This window comes from Pseudomonas sp. NY15356 (assembly GCF_048068175.1).
GTDB lineage: Bacteria > Pseudomonadota > Gammaproteobacteria > Pseudomonadales > Pseudomonadaceae > Aquipseudomonas > Aquipseudomonas putida_K.
On the sequence record NZ_JBLUPW010000106.1, the window covers coordinates 1 to 272 of the forward strand.

Annotated in this window: 1 protein-coding gene; it reads right to left on the reverse strand. The window is 67.3% G+C overall.

Annotated features, from left to right (window positions below; genetic code table 11):
- Positions 1–272, reverse strand: a 272-nt coding sequence (locus ACNFCI_RS24145) for a hypothetical protein (protein WP_416768450.1), incomplete at both ends; no start/stop codon positions are given.

Sequence of the window (272 nt, forward strand, 5' to 3'; positions counted from 1 at the left end):
GACCGTGCCTGTGAGCCGATTCTCCACGACCCGTACGCCGCCCGCTTCGGTGATGACGATGTGCTTCTGCGGCGCATCCTGCCCTGCCAGCCATCGCTGGCGAACCTCGCAACCGCCGGCATAGGTCGTGATCGTGGTCTGCGTGGCCGTGCTGACCTGCGCCTTGTGGACCTTGCGAGTGCGGGTGCCGCCGTCGGCGTAGTGGTAGCGCTCGCTGTCGTCATCGCCATCGACGCGGCTGACAGGCGTGACCTTGCCGAGCTGGTTGTCGG